The organism is Flavobacterium notoginsengisoli (genome assembly GCF_014207905.1).
Classification (GTDB): domain Bacteria; phylum Bacteroidota; class Bacteroidia; order Flavobacteriales; family Flavobacteriaceae; genus Flavobacterium; species Flavobacterium notoginsengisoli_A.
In genome coordinates this window covers 508582-530382 of the sequence record NZ_JACHLB010000001.1, presented here as the reverse complement: position 1 = coordinate 530382, position 21801 = coordinate 508582, and the positions used below count along the sequence as shown (strand labels likewise).

The window sequence follows — 21801 nt, the reverse complement described above, 5'->3', positions numbered from 1 at the left end:
AATGCCCCTTAGCTATAAAATAGAAGTAACAAAAAAATGATTATGAAAAAACCTACTACTTTAAGAACGCTGTTTTTTGCTTTAGTTCTGCTATTCAATTTTGTCTCCCATGCACAAAATGGAATTGCATTTAATTCAAAATTTGCTTCAAGTTCAAATGGGAATTTATTTGTAAAAACCGATCAGTCCGCTAATCCATTTAGCCTTGATGCAAATGATGGTGGGGGAACCCTTAAAGAGGAAGCTGTACCAGAGATTCCAAACCCGGTTATTAAATACGCTCAAGGTAATTATGCTGGAGTTGTTGCAGAGTGTCCTAATGATGGTAAAAAGCTTCCTAAATTATTTCTGTGTGGACTTAATGACTCTAGGTTAATAGAAACGGGAATCACTAATGCTACTCTTATTACGTGGCAAAGAAGAACGGGAGGTTGTGCTCCAATGGCTAATTCTGATTGTGCTAATACAGGAAATACTTGTACTTGGGCAGATGTAGCCAATGGACCAAACTATAATGCAAATGCTGCAGGTGAATTTCGTGTAAAAATAAGATATGCAGACGCTACTGAATTTGTGTTTTATTTTAACGTTTATAAAAATGAAGTAGACCCAAGCGGAATTGTTAAAAGTGATATCGTTAAAGACTCCAATAATTGTACTATTCCTGGAAGAATTGTTGCAAGTAATTTTGGAAGTAGATATGAATATAGCTTTACACCAAATCCAGCTGCAAATGTTTGGCAAGACAGTAACACTTTTGACGTGACTACTGCGGGAACTTATAATGTTTTCATTAGATTAAAAGATGTACCAGAAAGTTGTGTTTTTAATGTAAAAGGTATCGTTGTTACTACTATTAATTTTTCTTCTACAGTAACAGCAACACAACCTTCGTGCTCGGGTCAAAACGGTAGCATTAAAGTGGTTGCTAATACATTAAATAATCAATATAATTATAAACTTTATGCTGGTACTGATACAACAAAGCCAGCAGTAGCTTCTTTTGGACCTTCAACTATTTCAGAATATACATTCTCAAATGTGGCAGCGGGTTCTTATACAATAGTTACAAGTATAGAAGGTGGGTGTGCTACAGATTCGCAAACAGCAACTCTTACGGCAGCTAGTGCGATTGTAAATAATTCTTCACAGACTACAACCTTAACAAGCTGTAGAAATGGAGTAATTACTGGAAGTGCAAGCGGGGGAACTAAACCTTATATCTATTATATAAGTTATGCCGGCGGTGCTTTTGAACTTGTTCCAAATGGTAAATATACGGTGCTACAATCGGGATCTTATGTGATGCGTGTTACAGACCTTAATGGATGTAGCGTTGATAAAACCATTACTGTGGCTCCAATTGACAAACCAGAATATACTATTGCAGTGACAAATGGAAAATGTGGAGAATCTGGAACGATTAGTGTAAATGTTATAGATGCAAAGAGCTATACACTTCAATATAGTATTGATGGAGGAAGCTTTTCAGCTACTAAATCCTGGTCTCGAGCTCCTGGACAATATACGATTGTTGTTAGATATGCAAAGTCTGGTGTTAATAGCGGAAATTATTGTACTGACGCTGGACAAACTGTAAACATCGGAGCAACAACTGCATTAACAGCTTCTGCTGGTGTTGCAGGTTTATCTGGTTGTGGACCTGAAGGAGATGAACTTAAAGGTATTGTTAGAATTACGAATCCACAAGGAGGAACTCCGCCATATCAATATTACATTAGTCCTATAGTGGGGTGGTCAAGTGCAAATGAGGGATACCTTGATCCAGGAACTCATACAGTAAAAATTAGAGATTCGGCTCCAGGTGGTAGTTGTGAATATGTAATGACAAACATTACTATTGATCCTAAACCAGCAAAACCAAATATTCAGCTTGGAACTACAGTTTATAATTGTGATGGAACGGCAACAAGTACTGTTACTGTAAATGGAGGTAGTGGTGATCCTAAATTTAGCTACCAATATTATTTAGATGGTATGCCAAATACGAATACAGCTCAGCCTAACGTATTTTTAAATGTACCTCAAGGAGATCATATTATTACAGTAGATTATCAAGTATTATCTGCTACTACAAATAGTATATTATTAGATGAAAGTTTTGGTAGTGGAGCGAATACGCAGTCTCCTGGTATTAACACTTTCTATTACTGTTTTGAGAGACAAATTAAAGATGCAGCATTATGGTGTAATGGATCTGAGGCAATTAATGATGGTGATTATTCTGTAACAAGTTCTATCGACAAAGCATCAACTAATGGTTGGAGTTGGAGATATCCAATTGATCATACTAAAAATGGTGCAGATCCAAAAGGAAGATTCTTAGCAGTAAATATTGGAGATCAGATTCCGGAAACTACTATTTTGTATGAAAAACAAATTAATGATGTTATTCCGGGTCAGCCTATCATGTTTGAGTTTTATGCCATGAACTTGATGATGCCTGGAGCAGGTAAAACAGATCCTAATTTAAGAATTGCTCTAGTAGATGCTAGTGGTAACGAAATTTCTTGGTTTGCTACTGGAAATATTCCGAGATCAAATACAGATTCTGATTGGAAGAAGTTCCCTCAAACAGCAATTACATTAGATCCAGGTAATAATACTACATTACGATTAATTGTTCGTTCTAATATTAAACAAACCAATGGTAATGACGTTGCTATTGATGATATTAAGGTTTTCCAAACTCCTAGAGCTTGTGGAACGTCTGTTAACTTCCCATTTAAAATTAATACAGATAAAATCTTTACAGCAAGGGTTGATGATATTAATAATGTAAAATGTAATGGAGAAACTAATGGTTCATTCAATATTTATGCTGAAAACTTTAATGGTGATTTTGAATATTCAACAGAAGGTGGTGCAGCTGGAACATGGAAAAAATCTACAACTTCACCAGTTACAATTAGTGGATTATCGCCAAAAACATACGATGTAAGAATTCGTTATAACTCAACAGCTACAGGATGTAATTTTACAATTCCAACTGTAGTAGGTTCTCCAGCTAAATTTACTGTAACAGCTACTACACAAGCGGCTACTTGTGCAAATGACGGTAAAGTTATTTTAACCGCAACAGGAGGTGTTGGACCTTATAATTTTACATTAACAAAAAAATCAGATGGATCAACATCTAATTTTGTTTATAATAGTGCTACAGATAAATATGAAGTAAGTGCAGCAATTGGTGTTTATACTGTTGCAGGAACAGATACTAATGGCTGTCCAGCTTTAATAAGTACTGATGTTACTATTTCTGGAACAGCCGGACCTGACGCAAAAATTGATGAAACTTCAAATTTATGTTTTAATAATACAACCGGAGCATCAATAAAAGTAAATGTTTCAGGTGGTAGAGTTCCTTATACGTATGAAGTTAGCCGTGATGGCGGACTTAATTATGGTCCTAAAAGTGCCGAATTTTCAACTTCAAGCTTTACTTATCCAGTAACAACAATTGGAGATTATGTTTTTAGAATTGTTGACAAAAATAATTGTGATGTAAAAACAGCTAATACAACAATTAATCCTCAATTGGGCGCTAAACCAGCAATCAAAGCAGCATTAAGCTGTAAAGCTGGTGCAACAGCAGCCATTATTGAAGTTACAGTTGAAGGCGGAACAATTCCTTACAATTATGTAATTAAAAACAGTTTAGGTAATCAAGTTGCTAGCGGATCGACTTCAACAACAACAATTGATTACAGTACTACAATTGCAGATACTTATACTTTCGAAATTTCAGATTTCAATAAATGTCCGATTACAATTAAACAAAAAGTAGACGATTTAGTGCAGGTAACTGCAAAATCAGATCCACATAATGCAACTTGTTTTGGCGGAATGGGTTCAGTAGATCTTGAAGGACTTACAGGATTAGCACCATTTACTTTTGAATTTAATGGTACTGGTGGTTTCGTAGATCAGACTCATTTTGGAAATTTAGCAGGTTCTGTCGCAGGAACTTCTTATAGTTTTAGAGTTAAAGATGCGAACGACTGTATTAGAAGTTATACATTTACAATCTATCAGCCAGCAGATATTTCTGGACAAGCAAGCATAACAACCCCTTACACTTGTGATACACAGGCTACAATTACAGTTTCAAATGTAGGAGGAGGAACACCACAATATACCTACACTTTAATAAGAGACGGCGTAGCGGTTGTTGGTCCACAAGCGGGACTTACTTTTGCAAACTTAAGTACACCTGGTGTTTACGAAGTTAGAATTACAGACAAAAATTCTTGTTCTAAAACAGTACCAGCAGGAACAATTAATGCGTTAAATCGCCCTGCTGCAATGACAATTTCGACTACTACGGCAGCGACTTGTCCTACAAACAAAGGAAGTGTTACAATCACAAATGTTAGAAATTCTTCTGGTGTTGTTATTACAGGAGCATTAGAATATAGAATTATTGCTCCAATAACAGCTGGTCCTAATACTACAGGTATATTTAATGGTCTAGATGCTAATGTTGAATATACATTTGAAGTAAGAGATGCTAATCAATGTAAGTTTACTGATAAACATACGATAGCTCCTCCAGCAAGTTTTACAGTAGGAAGTAAATCAACTCCTGTAAAATGTTTTGGAGACAGCAATGGTACAGCTACATTTACTGTAACTGGAATTGCAGCAGGTACAAATTATTCTTATAAAGTTGATGCGTTACCAGTGGTTAATGGAACATCAACAGCTAGTCCTTTTGATATTACAATTCCTGGATTAAGTGCAGGAAGTCATAGTATTGTCGTAACAAATTTAACTACAAACTGTCCAATTACCGAAAATGTGATTGTTGGTGGACCAACGGCTGCATTAGCTTTAAATGCACCAACTCTTACACATGTAACTTGTCTAGTTAAAGGTACTGCTGAAATTAATGCAGTAAACGGTTCTGGTTCTTACACGTATACAGTAACACCAACTTCACCAGCAGGAACACCAAAAGTTCAGGTAAATGACAATAAATTTATTAATCTTGATGCTGGAGACTACAGCGTTTCGGTTACAGATTTAACGGGTTGTACAGTTACAGGACAAACATTTACAATTAATGGCTCAGTAAATCCATCAGCAACTATAAGTGTAACATCTTCTTATTGTGCTGGAGGCGCTGGAGCAACATTAATTGCAACTCCATCTGTAGCACCACAGCCAAATCCAAACTATGAGTATAGCTTAGATGGTGTAAATTACCAAGGTTCAGGAACATTCCCAGGATTAACTCCAGGAAAATATACTATTACAGTTAGAGATATTGTAACAGGTTGTACAGCAGATTTAGCTGAGCAAACAATAGCTGCGCCATTATCAGCTAGCGCAAAAATTGATACAGATTTAACTTGTGATCCAACTAGCCCAGAGGCTATCATTGGAGTTACAATTCAAGATGGATATCCAGATTACAGATACAGAACAAACACAACGGGAGCTCCTTTTACAGGGCTTTATACTAATGTAGCTGCAGGTTCAAATACATTTACTGTACCTCGTTTAGCTGGAACTTATTATTTTGAGATTACAGATAGTAAAGGTTGTACTGTTGTAATTTCTCAAACTGTAAACTCAACTGTAAAACCAGATTTTACAACAAGTAAAGTTGACGTTTTATGTAAAGGAAATTCAACAGGAAGCATTACTGTAAATGCTACTCCAGTAGGTACCTTTACTTATGAAGTAACGCCAATTTCTCCAGCAGGAGCTAAAATTACACAGACAACAAATTTATTTGAAAACTTAGGTGCAGGAAGCTATAGTGTTGTTGTTATTGATGCTAAAAAATGTGCTTCGGACCCCAAAACGGTTACTATTATAGAACCAATAAATGGATTAAATGCAACGGCTGATGTAGATGTAAAATTGAGTTGTGATACTTCAAACGGTCCTCAAGCTGCAACAATTGAAGTTACGGCTTCTGGAGGTACTCCGTTCCCAGCTCCAAATCTTTACAGATATAGCTATAACGGTCAAACGCCAGTTACTTCAAATACTTATAGTACAACTACAGCAGGTAATGTAACGGTAGAAGTATTTGATGCTAGCGGATGTTCATATGTAGTTCCAACTGGAGTTACAATAGATGCTTTGGATCCTCCACAATTACTTACAATAACACCATCAAATGCTATTACTTGTGCTGCAGGAAATGCAAATTTAACTTTAGCATTTACACACGGTGTTGGACCATTTAAATATGAAATTACTAGTCCAACAGCAAGTATAGTTTCAGTAAACGGTACGAATAGAAATCATACTTTTAATAACTTAACTCCAGGTCATTATTACTTTAGAGTAACTGATGCTAATAATTGTACAATTACAGGAGATTATGAAATTTTAGATGTTGTAGCTATTCAGTCAGTTGGTAAAATGATCAGCAATGTAACTTGTAATGGAGCAAATAATGGTTCTATTGAATTTACAGTTTCTGGAAACAGAACAGGAGATTACACTTACACTTTAGTTGGAGATGTTACTGGAACAATTACTTCAACTCCAGCGGTATTAGGTGATGTTATTACTTACTCAGGATTATCTGGTGGTCAGAAATATACCTTTACGGTTACAAATACAGCAACGCAATGTTTTGCTATAAGCGAAGTGACTCTAACAGAACCAGTTGCTATTACTGCTTTTGCAGCTACAGCTTCACACGTTTATTGTTCAAATGCAAAAACGGATATTAAACTTAGTGCAACAGCAACAGGAACAACATTATATTATGCACTTGTAAAAACTGGTGATCCAGCTCCTACATTCCCTGCAGATTATAATACTACTGGGGTATTTAATAAAGATACTAGTGTTGATGGTCTTTCTTACACTGGTTATGTTATTAATAAAGATGGAAATTGTCGTCAAAATATTCCTGTAAATATTATTACAGATACTCCTCCTACAATTAATCCAATAACTGCTGCACAATGTTATTCAGGAACAAACTTTAATGTAACAATTACTGGTTCTACATATAACAATTTAAACATAACGTATGGTCTTGACGGAACATATGATACAAATCCTGTAAAAACAATTACAGGACCAGGAACATATACTTTAGGAATAAAAGATGACCATGGTTGCGAGAGAACTACATCAATAACGGTTAATGATATATTGACAATTAAGGCAGATTTAATTAAAGATCTTACTTGTACTACTGTACCACCAACAGCAACAGCTGCACAAATTGATTTGTCTGCGACTGGAGGTGATGGTATTAATTATACTTACGAATACAAATTAGGAACAGGTGGAACTTATGCTTCTACTGGTACAACATTTAATCCAACTGTTGATGGTGATTATTATTTCAGAGTAACTTCAGATGGTTGTTCAACAGAAACAACTGTTGCTGTTAATGTAACTATTCCTGTACCACCAGCAATTACTAATATTTCAGAAGTACAATCTATTAAATGTAATGGAGATGAAACAGCTGCAATTAGTATTACAACTGATGATACAAGAGGTGTTGGTCCATTTACCTTTAGAGTAGAAAGAACTAGTCCTACTTATCAAGATTATGGTGCACAAACGACTGGCTTAGCTGCGGGTGATTATACAGTTACGGTTACAGATTCTAAAGGATGTACAGGTACTGGAAATATTAATATTGCTCAACCGAATGCGATAACTTTCACATTAGATAAAGTAAACATTCAATGTACGGGAGGAACATATACATTAGGTTCTGTAATTGTACAAAATGTTATGGGAGGTACAGCACCATTTACATATTATATTACTAATAACTTTGGTGACATAATTCCTTTTAATCCTTATGCTGCTACAGCTAGAGAAAATCATACATTTAATGACCTAATTAACTTTGGTATCTACACTGTAACAGCTGTAGATGCAAACGGATGTAAACATTCTGAAGATATTTCGATAACATCTCCACCTAGTGATTTATTAGTTGTTATTGATACCTCTGCTCCTAACTGTTCAAGCGGTACTGCGGTTGTTACAGTAAAAGCTTCTCCTTTAGGAACTAATTATACATTTGGTATTCTTACTAGTAATGTACCACCATTCTCAACTAGCTTCGTTGCACCAGATGTTGTAGGAGGTGACACTAAAACTTTTACAGGTTTAACTCCAGGTGTGACATACACATTTGTGGTTCATGATGGTGATACAGGTTGTGATTTTGTTAATACTGCTAATATTCCAATTCCTGGAAATTCTACATTAGCGCCAGTTGTTACAGCTAAAAATGTTAGTTGTAAAGGAGCAAATGATGGAAGTGTTTCAATTAACATTTCAGGTTATGATGCAGCGGCTACCTCTATTAGTTATCAAATATTCACGAATCAGTCTAATCTTCCTGTTACAGGAGTATTGACTTACAATGTTGGAGATCCTCAACCAATAACTTATCCAGCGCTTCCAGCGGTAGGAAATATGGTTCCAGGATACTATTACATTACATTTACTGAAAATGGAGGACCAAATAACGGATGTAAAAAAGCATCTGATCCTTTCTACATTAAAGAATCTTCTGTAGAATTATCAGTAAAAGCGACTATACTTAAAAATGAAAATTGTAGCACTTTAGGAACTATCATTGCTGAAGCAAAAGATGGTACAGGGCCTTATTCTTATTTTGTAAATACTACAGGTGCTTTACCAACAGTAAGTTCAGCTTGGCAAACAAGTGGAACATTCAATTTAGCAGCAGGAACATATTATATTTTTGCTAAAGATTCTTATGATTGTATCAAACAAGCTACAACTACAATTGTATTGCCTAAAGATCCAGATCCAGACTTTAGTTTAGCTGTTGCTGATAGATGTGTTGCGCAAGGAAATTTTGTGGTTAATGTTACTATAACAGATCCAACTCCAACAATGGCACCATATACTATAAGTGTAAATGGAGGAGGTTTCGTAGGTGTTACCGGTACAACTTATGCCGCAACAGGTCTTAATTCGGGAACTCAAACCATCATTGTTAAAAACAAAAATGGTTGTCCAATTACTCATACAATCGACATAAACGAAAAACCAACTGCAAAAGCAGATCCAACTAAAGTAATTGCTTGTGCTGCTGATGGTACAACAATCGAGGATGCAATCATTCACGTTACGATTACAAAAGGAACCGGAGATTTCGAATATTCATATAAAAAAGATTCAGATCCGTATACTGCGTTTGTGCCAGTAGGAACTGGATTAACAGCATTTGATTTCACAGTAACTTCTGCTAATGCAGGTACATATACATTCCAAATTAGAGATGTAAATAACTGTATTGCACAAACTAGTTCTGTAATAATTGAACCGAATGTGCCTATTATTCCAACTGTAACACCAGTACAGCCATTATGTTATGGTGGTTCTAATGGATCAATTGAATTATCGGCAACTGGAGGAAAAGGAACTTATACATATACACTTACACGTACATTACCAGCACCAGCTGCTCCGGTAGTACAAACGAACAATGGAGTGTTTACAGGTTTAGCAGCAGGAAGTTTCACATACATTATCAAAGATGATTTAGGTTGTGAAGTTACAGGACCTGCAGTTCTTGGTGAACCAGCTGATTTAGTTTTAGGTACACCAACAATTGATCAGCCAAAATGTGGTCCAAATAATGCACCACAACAAGCTAAGGTTGTTTTATCAGCAACAGGAGGTACGGGTACTTATGAATACAGTTTCAATAATAGTGCTTTCAGTACAGAAACAACATATTATGTAACTGAAAATGGAGCAAGTCAAAATATTTCTTATGCTATAAGAGATGCAAACAATTGCCCTAAGACAGGATCGGTAAATATCTTATGGTTAAATCCTCCGACAGATTTTGATTTTAATCAGCCAGATCCAATTACTTGTTCTAGATTAACAACTAGCGTAGAAATTCAAAATGTTACAAATGGTATCGGACCATTGTCATATCAAATTGTTTCGCCTCTTTCGGCAGCAGTAAATAATTTTGCAAATCCAGTATTTACAAATCTATTGCCAGGAGATTATGTTTTCCAAGTTACCGATGCAAATGGCTGTATTAAACAATTGCCATATAAAGTTGAAGATGTCATTAAAATTGATATCAAAGGACAATCTATAACTAATATAACTTGTTTAGGCGCAGATGATGGAAAAGCTAGTTTCTTAGTAACTGGTTTTGAAACAGGTACAAATACAGGTTATAATTATGTGTTAGATACAAATGGTGCTGTTGCAATGACATCAGGAACAATCGATTTAACATTATTGACTCCAGGACCTCATAGAATAACAGTAACAGATACTGAAACGGACTGTTCAGATTTTATTGATTTCAATATTGATACTATTACAACAGCATTAGATTTCAGTATGGTTGTTACACCACTAGGTTGTAAAACGACAGGTGCGGTAAATGTTACAGCAGCTGGAGGATGGGGAACTTATACTTATACAGTTACAGAACCTGCTCCAGGAAGTGCAGTTTTACCTTCAAACACAGATGGAATCTTTACAGGTCTTACAAAAGCTGGTACTTACTCAGTTTCTGTTAAAGATGCTAATGGTTGCGTTGTAACAAAACCATTCGATTTGACTACACCAATAGAACCAGTTGCTTCAATTGATGCAGCATCAGTTTATTGTTATACAGGTACAGGTGCTGGGCAAGGTGCGACAATTATTGTAAATGCAACTACACCGGGAACACCTGCATATACGCCAGTTTACCAATATAGTATTGATAACGGTGTAACATGGAGCGGAACTAACACATTTGTAGATTTAGGACCAGGTACATATCAAATTACGGTTAAAGATCAGTTTGGATGTGAGGCAGTAACATCTGTTCCGGTTGAAATTAAAGGTCAGATTTTTGCTTCTGCGAAAAAACAGACTGAAATTTTCTGTGGACCAGTAGACGGATCAATTAAATTAGAAGTAATTGGTGGTTATGCACCATTTAGCTATACAGTTACTAAAGATGGAATTTTAGACTCAACACCTATTCCATTCCCAAGTGCTACAGCAACTACGGCAGATTACGCTGTAAATGGAGCAACAGGCGCTGGTACTTACACATTTACTATTACAGATGCTCATTCATGTCCTGTAACGACTAATGCTGTTATTATGACTAATCCGACTCTTATTACTTATAATGCAACACCAACTTCGCCAAGTTGTGATACTACGCAAGGTAATGGAGCAAACGGACAAATTTTAGTAGAACTTACAGGAGCTGCACTTGCAGATAACCAACAATATACTTTCACGTTAACTCCAACTGTTGGATTACCAGTTACACAAAATATTGGTTTATTCACTGGATTAGCGGCAGGAACTTATAGTGTTACAGTATCATCAGCAAGATCATGTCCAGTAACTCAAAATAATATTATTATTGCTGCTCCAGCATTAGCTGTGGCAGATGCAACAGCAACAGCATTCACTTGTACTCCAGCAAATGTTATTAGAGAAACAGTTGTTACGGTTACGGGTAATCATGGTGGAGCTACTGAGCCAATTGCGAATTTTACATATAGCGATAATGGAACAGATTGGTACACTACAAACACTTTCAAAGTTTTTGATAATGGTTCTATTCAACATTTAACGTACTATGTTAAAGATTTAAAAGGTTGTGTTGACTCTTTTGATTTAGATGTTAATCCATTCCCACAATTAGTTTCGGCTACACCTTCATTAGTAACTTTAGCTGATTGTAAAAACGGAGGATTAGAAACAATTAGAGTTGATATCGTTGGTGGAGCAACTCCATACAACTTCGAATACCAAGTTTCTGTAGATGGAGCATCATATAGTACTCCTGCAACTGCAGTAAATCCAGGTGATAATACATTTAATTATGTAGCACCACAAGCAGGTCATACATATCAATTTAAAATTACAGATGTAACTACTGGTTGTACTGTTATTTCAAGTGCTTACGAAGTAAAATTATATGACTTAATGACTGTTACAGCAACTGCTTCAACAATGGTTAGCTGTGATGGATTCAATGATGGTGCAATTACAATTAATATTGAAAATTACACTGGATTATATGATTACAGAGTTCTTTTAGCTGGAGCTCCAGTTGCTGGTGCAACAGGAACTAATATTGATGCAGCAACGAACAATCCTTATGTAATTACAGGATTATTAGCTGGATTAAATTATACAGTTGAGGTAACTCAAAATACTTACCCTGAGTGTACAGTAACTTCAAATACAGTTGAAATTACGCAACCAACACCAGTTGACATTAGTTTAATTAATATTACAGTTAAAAATCAAAACTGTCAAACAAGTACAACAGGAGCTGTAATCACGGTTGATCCAGCTAGTATTTCTGGCGGAACTCCAGGATATGTGTATGCATTTGTACCAGCAGGAACAACTCCAGTTGATGCAGATTATCAATCTTCAAATATTAAATCGTTTATTACGGCTCAAGTAGCACCACTATTTGATTCTTACGATGTATATGTAAAAGATATTAATGGATGTAACAGATTCCAAAATGTACACATTTCATTAGATCCAATGCCGGTAATCAACAGTGTAACTGTGGCAAGCCAATGTGCTAGCGCAGCAGGATACAGAATTGACATCGCTGCAACAGGATTAGCAAAATTACAATACAGCTTAGATGGAGTTCAATATCAAGATGATAATTTCTTTATCGTAACAGATCCAGGAGATTATACAGTTTGGGTATGGGATAAAAACCAATGTGCAGTAAAAGCGACAACCCCAGTTACGGTTTTCGAACCATTAACTTTAAGAGCTGAGACAACGCTTCCAATTTGTAACAATGCTGACGGAACAATTACATTGTTTGCAACTGGAGGATCTGTAACACCAGCAAATAACTATGTGTATACAAAAGACAACTGGTTGACTTCTCAAGTAAATTCAGACTTTACAGGATTGTCTTCAGGAGTTTATACATTTAAAGTTAGAGATTTAGGTACTAATTGCGAGAAAGAAATCACAGAAGAAATTACAGTTCCTACTAGTATTTTAGGAATGGTATTAACTCCTAGAAAAGTTTCTTGTAAAGGATTCTCTGACGGAGCAATCTCAGTAAGTATTTCAGATACTAATGATAATCCAGTTTATACATACAGTATTTCTGGCCCTGGTGTAAATATTGTTGATCAGGTTTCATCAGAGTTTAAAAATTTAGCTTACGGTACTTACACGGTAACAGTAAAATCTGGTAGAGGTTGTGAATTACCAATGTCAATTCTAGTTGATGAGCCTGCAGAAGTTGTAGCTACAACAAGCTATACAGAATTTGCTTGTACAACAGGAAACACTAGAAACAATGCTACAATTTCGATTGATAACGTTACGGGAGGTTCTGGTAAATATATCTTGTACCAATTTATTAAAGGTACAGATATCCTTCAAAGTGGTACTTCAACAACTTATACTGTAAATGATCGTACAGGAGGAACTTATACAGTGAAAGTATTTGATGAAAATGGTTGTGTGGGAACATCTGCAACACCAATTCAAATTGCACCGTTTACTTCTTTAGATGATATTACTTTCACTGTTACAACACCTATTACTTGTGTTAACAATGAAACAATTCAAGTAAATGTTCCAATAACAGGAACTTTAACAGCTCCTCTAGAGTACACTATTAGCGGTACAAACGGAACTGTTTTTGCACCTGTAATGAACAATACTGGATTATTCTCAGGATTAGGAATAGGAGATTACTTAATTTCTGTTTTAAATCCTGCGACTGGATGTGTAATTTCAGATTACCACCACGTATTTAATCCAAACACATTTGTTCTTGATGTGAAAGCTATTCAGACTGAAATTTGCTACGGAACATCAGATGGAAATGTAGAAATCACGATGGTAGATACTCAACCACTTCCTTCAGACGAAGCAGGAATATTTGATTACACTATCACTGGTCCAACTGGCAATGTTACGGGAAGAACAACTGGAGTTACGCTTCCATTAACAGGCTTAATTGCCGGTAAATACACAATTGTAGCAAGATTAGTTAACAGCCCTGAATGTGAGGTTACTGGAGCTTTCGAAATTACACAACCAGTTACTCCATTGACTATTACCGTATCTCATACAAGAATTACTTGTGCTGCAGGCGGAAATGATGGTACAATTTCAGTTGCTGTAGATGGCGGATGGCCAGGTGGTCACTTCTTTGAATTAGTTGGTCCTGTAAGCCATGACTATTCTGAAGAGTTCTACTTTGAGAATTTAACTCCTGGACACTACATTGTAAATGTAAAAGATAGCGAAGGATGTATTGCTTCAGATGTTGTAGACTTAGTGATTCCAGATCCAATTCAATTCACGGCAGTAGCTACTACTCCAGTATTGACTTGTTATGGAGATGATAATGGTATTATTACAGTTTCAATTCCAACAGGAGGAGAAGGTGCGAATTACACTTATACATTAAACCACACAACAGCTGATGGTGAAGTAATAACTTCAATTCCTCAGGATTCAAATGTATTTACAGGTTTAATTGCAGGAAACTACACAGTTACTGTAGTAGATTCATTTGGTTGCCAAGCTACATCAGCAAATGTGACAATCAACAATCCTGTAAAAGTGGAAGCAAGTTTAGCTCAAGAAACTCGTGTTACTTGTTTAACTGATGCTACTCTAACGCTTACAGCAACAGGTGGTACAGGTCCTTATACTTATAGCGAAGATGGAATTACTTCATTAGGAAGCTTCAATAGTTCAGTGACATTCTCAGTTTCGGTTGGAGCACATCGTTATTTCGTAACAGATAATTTAGGCTGTGTGAGCGAGGCATCTGGAGAAGTAAAAGTTTCACCAATTGAGCCATTAACTATCGAATTAGACTTGAATTATGCACATGTAAATTGTACAGGAGAAAACAGTGCAATTGTTAATGCTGTTGCAAAAGGAGGTTTAGGAAATTACCAATACTCTCTATTAGATAGTGCTAAAAACGAAATTAGACCTGCTCAAGCAGATGGTCTTTTCACACAACTTTATGCAGGAACTTATTTCGTTCATGTTATGAGTGAAGATTGTCAGCGTGACGAACAATTTGTAGTTACTGAAACATTAACGGCATTAAATTCTGATTATACTGTTGAGCCAGTTAAATGTAACGGAGATAAGACTGGTAAAATTACCATTACCGCTTCTGGTGGAACGGGAGTTATTAAATATGCAATTGAACCGCATTTAGATCAATTTTTAGACAATGGCGTTTTTGATGGTTTAGCTGCTGGTACTTATACTGTTCTTGTTCAAGATATTTTAGGTTGTATTAATTCACATGAGATTACAGTTGATCAGCCTGGAATTTTAATCGCTTATGAAGTGCCAAATTCTATGATTCCTGAAATTTGTGAAGGAGATAAAGATGGAGCATTTAGCATTGAAATTGCTGGAGGAACAGCGCCATATTTTGCAAGTCTTGATAACGAAAAAGGTCCATTCGTTCCTGTGAACGGAACAACAGTAGATTACACTGGTCTTTCAGGAGGAACACATACAGTTTATGTTAGAGATACGAACTTATGTAGCATTCCTGTTCAAGTTAATATGCCAGAACCAGTAATTCTTAATCCAATTGCTGAGGTAACGTATGACTGTATTGATAATGCACAAGCGAATAGAGTGGTAGTAACTGTTGATGCTTCTAATACAAACCCTGCAGATATTGATTATGCTCTTGACAACGGAACATTCCAGCCAAGTAACATCTTTACAAATGTGGCTCCTGGACAACACTTTATCGTAGCAAGACATACTAATGATTGTAGAAAACAAACTGTACCATTTACTATTAATGCAGTTGCTGAATTAGATTTAGTAGATGTAACAAATTCAAGTAAAGACATCAACATTCTTGAAGTGAAAGCTTCTGGTGGTATTGCTCCTTATGAGTACAGTTTCAATGGAGAAGCATTCTCATCATCTAATACATATAGAATCTATAAAACTGGTGATTATCCAGTAACAGTTAGAGATAAAAACGGTTGTGAGAAAACAATAATTCTTCATGGTATTTTCTATGATTTCTGTATGCCAAACTATTTCACACCAAACGGAACAGGTACAAATACAACAATTGGTCCTGACTGTGGTGCATTAGCATACAAAGAATTAACATTCGATATTTTCGACAGATACGGTAGAGTAGTAGCGAAATACCGTGTTGGTCAGAAATGGGATGGTAAATACAATGGAAATGAATTGCCAACCGGAGATTACTGGTACGTTCTTAAGTTAAATGACCCGAAAGATCCAAGAGAGTTTGTTGGACACTTCACTTTATACAGATAACAAAATTATAGCCCCAAATGATGTTATCTAAAAAAATTATTACAATGAAAAAGTTTATTCTATCCTTAGTACTCATGGCTGTAACAACAAGTTACAGCCAAGAGTTAAACCTACCAGTGTTTACTCAGTATTTGGCTGATAACCCTTTTATTCTTTCACCTGCTTATGCCGGAATTGGAGATAATCTTCGTATTAGAGCCAATGGTCTTACGCAGTGGGTTGGAATTAAAGATGCGCCAGATAACCAATCATTGTATGCCGATTTTCGTGTTTTAGACCGTTCAGGAGTTGGTTTGTCATTGTACAATGATAGCAACGGAAATACTAGACAAACCGGAGCTAAGGTTTCGTTTGCGCATCACCTTATCTTAGATTATTATTCAGAGCAATATTTGTCTTTTGGTATTTCGTATAACTTCAATAGCTTTCGTTTAGAAACAGGAAATTTCATCGGAGATGTAAATGCTCCAGGAGGACCGATAGATCCGACAGTAACTGACAATCGCCAAACATCAAACAACAACTTTGATATTAGTGCTTTGTATCGTTTTAAAGGCTTTTATTTAAGTTTTAATGCCAATAACGTTTTAAAGAAAAACTTGACTAAAGAAAGAACAAACGAACCAGATTTGCTTTCAAACTTTCAGGTTTATTCTGGATTTACTTTCAAAGATGGAGAAAATAGACGTATCGAATACGAACCATCAGTTTTCTTGCAATACTTTGCGAGTGACGGACGTTCTACAACCGATTTCAACTTCAAATACAGACGTTACAATCGTTACGAAGATTATTATTGGATTGGAGTTTCATACCGTTTCTTAAACGACCAATTTCCAAAACCGTTGGCAGCAGGTCCAATGGCTGGTTTTATGAAATCTAAGTTCTATTTCGCTTATTCATATCAAATGATGTTTAACGGACTTGGAAGCTATAATTCAGGAACACATTCGATCACAATCGGATTCGATTTCTTACAATCAATCAGTAACTGTCCTTGTACGCAGAGTCCAGTTCACGATTAATTTAATGCTCAAAAGAGCACAATTTTTAAAGCGAGCCGCAACATTAGGTGTTTTCACCGCAATAATTTGAAATAAAGTTCTAATAATATTAAATTTGAGTTTTATCGTTTTGTTTTTCAAAAGGATATAAATCAAATTTGATTCATGAAAGCAAAATTTTCACTTTATGCGAAACACATAGTTTTGTGCCTCGCTTTTTTATTTTTGCCGTATGCGTTTACGTCAACAAATACCGTTTTTTCATTACCGCATTTGTATACGAACGCACACGATCGAATTTACCTTTTCATTTATTGCACGCTTCTCGGGTTCTTTTATTTCAATTATTATTATTTGATTCCGAAGCTTTATTTCTCAGATAAAAAGTTTTTATACTATCTAATAATCATAGTTTTTCTTCTATTCTTTCTTTGGATTTCAACCGTTTTAGATCATCCAAGCCGCAATTTTTTAGATTTTGAATATCATTCAGGAAAGTTTCCCGTACATCCAAAACCATTCGATCCAAGATTTCCACCTCCGCCACACGGCAGCAATCCGATGTCTTTTGAATTCAATGGCGGTCCTCCAACACAATACGGACATACAACACTTGTATACTTAATTGGAGTAGTATCGAGTTTGCTTTTTGCCATTACCGGAAGGCTTCAAAGTGTAGAAAAAGAAAAAGTAAAATCAGAATTGGCTTTTCTAAAAGCACAAATCAATCCGCATTTTTTGTTTAATACATTAAATAGCATTTATGCGCTTGCGCTAAAGAAAGACGATAAAACTCCAGATGCAGTAGTTCAGTTATCTGAGTTAATGCGTTATATTATGACCAATTCCAACGATGAAGTTATAGAATTAAGCAAAGAAATTAATTATATAAATAATTACATTTCACTACAAAAAACGCGTTTAGGAAACACCGTAAACATTATTTATTCTGTAGTTGGTAATACTTTTGGCAAAGTTATAACCCCTCTCATTCTGATTTCGTTTATTGAAAACGCATTTAAATACGGAGTAAATCCTGATCAGACTTCCGAAATTTATATTAAAATTGATATTGAAGAAGAAATACTAACTTTATACGTTTCTAATAGAAAAACATTTTCAGTTCAATCAGATTCTGGAATTGGACTTCAGAATACAATAGAAAGATTAAAGCTCGTTTATCCGAATAAACACGCTTTAATGATTGAAGATGCTGCAGAAAAATATATTGTCAATTTGAGTATTAAAATACAATGATAAAAGCGATAGCATTAGATGACGAGCCATTGGCGCTAGAAATCCTCCAAAGTTTATGTGATACGATTGAATACATAGATTTGGAAAAAACGTTCACAAAGTCTGATGAAGCATTCAAATATTTAAAAAAATATCCTGTAGACTTATTGTTTCTAGATATCAATATGCCGTCTATTTCTGGATTAGATTTTTATAAAAAACTGCCTCATAAAACCATGGTTATTTTTACCACAGCATATTCTGAATTTGCTGTAGAAGGTTTTACGTTGAGCGCAACAGATTATCTGCTCAAGCCCATTTCACTTTCCAGATTTCAGCAAGCCACAGAAAAAGCCTATTCACAATGGAAATTGCAAAATCAAAATATAGAACAGCAATATCTTTTTATCCGTGCGGATTATAGTCTCATTAAAATCCTATTTTCTGATATTCTGTTTATAGAAGGATTAGACGATTATCTAAAAATTCATATTCAAAACCAAAAAACAGTTGTAGCACGTATGACGTTAAAGGCAATTCTTCAAAAACTGCCCGAAACAGAATTTGTACGTGTTCATCGTTCGTTTATAATTCCTGTTTCGAAAGTTTCAAAAATTAGAAACAAAATCATTTTTATAGATCAGACAGAAATTCCAATAAGTGCCAGTTATGAGGAAGCTTTCTTCGCCCTTTTGGACGGAAAGTGATATAATATAAACAGTCTAGTTTTAGACAATCATATTTGTTTTTTTATCTCAGTTTATAAAGCTTCGGAGAAGCAAAATATTTATAGAAATTACAATTGCGTCAATGTAAAAGAGCTCCAGCGGAGCGACATCCACAAAGGCATTGTAAAAATATATCGCTCCGCTGGAGCTTTATCAGCTATGATAATACGATTGCTATAAATATTTCGCTTCTCCGAAGCGGATTTCTTTTCCTATACATTTAATTAAAATGGAATATTTTTCAACTGAATTTTATTACAAAAAAATATATTTCACCAGTTTACCGCATAAATAATCTCGTTTACCTCAAACTTTTTACATCGGCTCAATTTCCGATAATTTTACTTCAAAATAACTGTTAATCATTTAATTGAATAACATTTAAAAAAGCAAAAAAATGGAAAGAAAAGAGTTTTTAAGAGGTTTGGGTTTAGTAGGTATTGGTACTTTAGCAATTCCAATCATAAACTCATGCAGTAAAGATGACGATGTTACATCAGATTCTTCAACAGGTACAGATTCTAGTTCAAGCTCAGGCTCAAGTTCTGGATCATCTTCAGGATCATCTTCAAGCTGTTCTGTTACACCATCCGAAACAGCGGGACCGTTTCCAACTATCACGCCATCATCTTTAGTAAAATCTAATATTGTGATGGATAGAACGGGTGTAGCTTTTACTATTAAAATTACAATTAAAAATACCAAAGCAAGTTGCGCAGCATTAAAAGATGCAATTGTTGATATCTGGCATTGCGACAAAGACGGTTATTATTCAGAATACGGTGGAACTTCGATGCAATCTGTAAATTATACATCTTATCACTTTTTAAGAGGAAGACAAACTACAGACGAAAACGGATTGGTTACTTTCACGTCTATCTTTCCAGGATGGTATTCTGGACGTGCCACTCACATTCATGTTCACATATACAATTCTAGCGGAACTTCTCTCTTGGTAACACAAATTGCTTTTCCAGAAGGAACAGGCAGCGCAGTTGCGACCGTAAATGCATCAACAGCAAACGGCTATACAAAAGGAATGTCTGGTTATACTTATAATGCTTCAGATAATGTGTTTTCAGATTCAGTGGCAAATGAGTTAGGAGCAGTAACAGGAAGTGTAAGTGAAGGTTACACTTTAACGCATACCATTAACGTAGCAAGTTAATTGTCTTAAAATTAGTTTACCATGATAGCGCAGATTCCAGCCCAAATTTATAAGTCAGATTCAAGAGGTTTTTTCAATTCGGAAAGACACAATCGTTTTGCGACTTTTAATTTTGAACAATATCAAGATTTGTCCAGAAATGCATTTGGCTCATTAAAGATTTTGAACGAAGTAATATTAGCTCCGCAAGAACGTATTTCTAGAGTCATAAAATCAAGGACAAATGTTATCATTCTACCTTTGTTTGGCGGAATTGATTATAAAGATAGTATTGGTAATGAAGAGTTTCTGCGTGTAGATCAAATTCGAGTTCTTGCGGCTGATGATGAATTGACGGTGGAAACCTTTAATCCGTACGAAAATGAAAATGTGAGTTATTTGGAAATTGAATTTGAAATGGGAAGACAATATTTTAAAAACTATTTTCAGCAGTATAAATTCGATTTTAATGCTCATAATAAACTTCATTCTTTATTTGAAGTTGAAAGAGCGCTCGGATTTATTGGACTTTTTGATGGAAGAAAACACGGATCATTTACTTTAAGAAATGCTAAAAATGGTGTTTTCGTATTTGTTCTAAACGGTGCTTTTGAAGTCGAAGATCGATTGATGGAAGCTAAAGACGGATTGGCTTTAAAAGAAACAAAAAAAATTGAATGGGAAGCGCTTTCAGAAAATGCAATTCTAATGGTAATCGAAGTTCCGATTAAAACACTTAATTCATGAAAATCACTAAAATAAAGTTGGCGTATCGTATTGTAATCGATAATTCGTCTACGTTTCTGTGGGATAAATATGTTTTTGAAGATACTTTCAAAGAATATCAAATGCAAAGCCAACAGTTCAATTCGGCGACAAATCCGAAGAATACTTTTAGAGAGTTATTGAGTGAAAACGAAAAAGCAACTCAGTTGCATTTCTTAACCGGAATTGCCGCAAACGGTTATGTAGAGCAGTTAAAAGGAAATTTTCATCGAGTTGCAGACGTTTTAGGAAACAATTATTTTCCATTTATCAATTATCAGTTAGACATTATCAATACAGATATTACAGATTCTTCAAAACATAAAATTGGAATTACTTTTTATACGCCTTTATTGAATTATTTCGGAATCATCGAAGGGAATTATCTCGTGTCAAAAAACATTGAAAACAAAAAAGAATACGAGACCATCATGTTTCCAGTTCAGAACAATTTGTCTATCTGTTATATTCAGACAGAAGACTAGATTTATCCTCCAAAAACAAAAAATAAATCTATTTCATTTTTTGCCTTTCCTGTTTTTCTGTTGACAGGAAAGGTTTTTTTATTTCTAGCGGTAATGATTTACTGCCT

7 protein-coding genes are annotated in these 21801 nt (G+C 35.3%); all 7 read left to right on the top strand.

What is annotated here, in order from left to right; genetic code table 11:
* Positions 1–42 precede the first annotated feature (42 nt).
* The 7 genes from HNP35_RS02210 (at position 43) to HNP35_RS02180 (ending at position 21694) form a co-directional block, all read left to right on the top strand.
* A complete protein-coding gene (locus HNP35_RS02210; RefSeq protein ID WP_184158864.1) occupies positions 43–16329 on the top strand; it encodes a T9SS type B sorting domain-containing protein in 16287 nt (5428 codons plus the stop codon).
* 44 nt (positions 16330–16373) lie between these two features.
* The gene (locus HNP35_RS02205) at positions 16374–17354 is read left to right on the top strand and encodes a PorP/SprF family type IX secretion system membrane protein (protein ID WP_246453307.1); all 981 of its coding nucleotides are present in this window, start codon (positions 16374–16376) and stop codon (positions 17352–17354) included.
* A 333-nt stretch (positions 17355–17687) separates the two neighbouring features.
* Complete coding sequence (locus HNP35_RS02200; RefSeq protein WP_184158867.1) at positions 17688–18590, top strand: sensor histidine kinase; 903 nt, start codon at positions 17688–17690, stop codon at positions 18588–18590.
* Positions 18587–19276: a LytR/AlgR family response regulator transcription factor gene (locus tag HNP35_RS02195; RefSeq protein ID WP_184158869.1), complete on the top strand. Its 690-nt coding sequence runs from the start codon at positions 18587–18589 to the stop codon at positions 19274–19276. Before HNP35_RS02200 ends, HNP35_RS02195 begins: the two co-directional genes overlap by 4 nt.
* 418 nt (positions 19277–19694) lie before the next feature.
* Entirely contained in the window at positions 19695–20465 is a 771-nt protein-coding gene (locus HNP35_RS02190; RefSeq protein WP_184158872.1) for an intradiol ring-cleavage dioxygenase, read from the top strand.
* A gap of 21 nt (positions 20466–20486) precedes the next feature.
* Positions 20487–21191: a hypothetical protein gene (locus tag HNP35_RS02185; protein WP_184158873.1), complete on the top strand. Its 705-nt coding sequence runs from the start codon at positions 20487–20489 to the stop codon at positions 21189–21191.
* The gene (locus tag HNP35_RS02180; RefSeq protein WP_184158875.1) at positions 21188–21694 is read left to right on the top strand and encodes a hypothetical protein; all 507 of its coding nucleotides are present in this window, start codon (positions 21188–21190) and stop codon (positions 21692–21694) included. Before HNP35_RS02185 ends, HNP35_RS02180 begins: the two co-directional genes overlap by 4 nt.
* The last annotated feature ends 107 nt before the right edge of the window (positions 21695–21801 follow it).